General features: G+C 27.1%; 2 protein-coding genes. Both read left to right on the top strand.

What is annotated here, in order from left to right; translation table 11 throughout:
* Positions 1-326: O-antigen polysaccharide polymerase Wzy (gene wzy / locus V7164_RS25535; protein ID WP_335355640.1), on the top strand; the 326-nt coding region annotated here is incomplete at its 5' end.
* A gap of 283 nt (positions 327-609) precedes the next feature.
* The coding region (locus tag V7164_RS25530; protein ID WP_335355639.1) for a hypothetical protein at positions 610-1813 on the top strand (1204 nt) is incomplete at its 3' end.

Below are 1813 nucleotides of genomic sequence, written 5' to 3'. Positions count from 1 at the left end.
TTTTCACTGAACAAGTAACTGGTTATACAATTAACGATTCGAATTATTATATAGTGCTTCCATCAGTTTTGGGAGAGAGCTTTATGCTTTTCGGAATTCAAGGAAGTTGGATTTATGCAATCATATATGCATTTATATTGGCTTGTATGATTAGGGTCTTTAAAAGTAATATTTTTACAAAATATTGGTTTTTTTATTATGCATTAGATCTTTTTAGAATGATGCGTGGAGGAAGCCAATCTTTTATTGCACAAACAATTAATACTCTTCCCTTACTAATACTCATTATAATCTTTGTAAAATTAATTGAGGAAAAAAAAGCCTAAACCAATTTGTAGCTATTTTCCATAATAAACTTTTGACGTTTTAGAAGCTAACTTATTTGCAATGAGTTTAAACTTGAGAAAAGAAATTGAAAACCATGTTGGTCTTTTATTCCTAATTCTTCATCAGTTCCTAACAAGTGGTGAAGTTATTTTTTTAGAGAAATTTTCAAGATGTATACAACTAATTTAGAGTCTAAGATTGTTGTTATTTACCTTTTAGGTGATTAATGGGAAATATTTACTTATTAAAGAAGGTTCAAATTATTATTTAAGGGAGAATGAAATGAAGGTAAAAGTAAATTTAAGCCATAACGAAGGATTTAGATGGTTTCAAAGGAATGGGTTGTATGTTAAAGGTTTTTTATTTGATAAAAATGGTAATTTATACAAAGATGAAAACTTAGTTGAATATTTTCACGAAATTACTGATGGTAAATACTTAGATGAAAAGCTTAGGTATGCTAACGGAAGTTTTTGTTTAGTTTTCAATAATGGTAAAAATGTTTATATTGCAGCAGATAGATTGAGATCAATTCCTTTATTTTATTCAATATTAGAAGACCAAATATTGATTTCAGATAATGCTTTTTGGATAAAAAAAGAATCAAATCTTCATGATATTGATCAAATGAGTTTGCTTGAATTTAAATTAACTGGATATACAATGGGGAGTACTACTCTCATTAGAAAAATAAATCAAATTCAAGCTGGAGAATTAGTAACTATAAAATTAGAGAATACCACAAAAATTTTTAATGAATTCTATTATGTGCATCTACACAATAATTATTTTGGTCTTACAAAAAATGAATGTTTTGATCAACTTGAAGAGATATCTAAAAGAACATTTACTAGGTTAATAAAATCGGTAAATAATAATCCTATTGTTGTACCACTAAGTGGCGGATATGATTCAAGATATATTGTTGCTATGTTAAAAAAACTTGGATACGAAAATGTTATTTGTTACACATATGGTCGCCCTGATAGTCATGAGGTAGTGATATCTATAAGAGTTGCAAAACAACTATCATATGATTGGATTTTTATTGAATACAGCATAGATACTTGGGACTGCCTTTTTGGAGATGATGCATATAAATATTTTATTGATTCAAATAATCTGTCATCTTTGCCTCATATACAAGAATATTACGCAGTACAGTATCTTTCTAATAATAAATTAATCCCTGAAAATTCAGTAATAGTTCCCGGATTTTGCGGTGATGTATTAGGTGGGACTTATTTAATAGATGAAAATGGAATTAGAAGTATTGATTTAGATGTTGACTCTTTATGTGAATATATCTTTAAGAAACATTTTAACCTTTTTGTATATAATGGTGAAAAAGTCTCTCAAATAAAAAAAGATATAAAACAATTTATTGTTCAGTTTCCTATTAGTAATGTTGATGATTTAATTAGTATTAATGAACATTTTATTACCTGTCATAGACTTTCTAAATTTGTAATCAATTCTTTAAGGG

The organism is Bacillus sp. JJ1474, from assembly GCF_036965225.1.
GTDB lineage: Bacteria > Bacillota > Bacilli > Bacillales > Cytobacillaceae > Cytobacillus.
The sequence above is the reverse complement of the archived record's forward strand: the minus strand, read 5'-3'. Positions and strand labels throughout refer to the sequence as shown.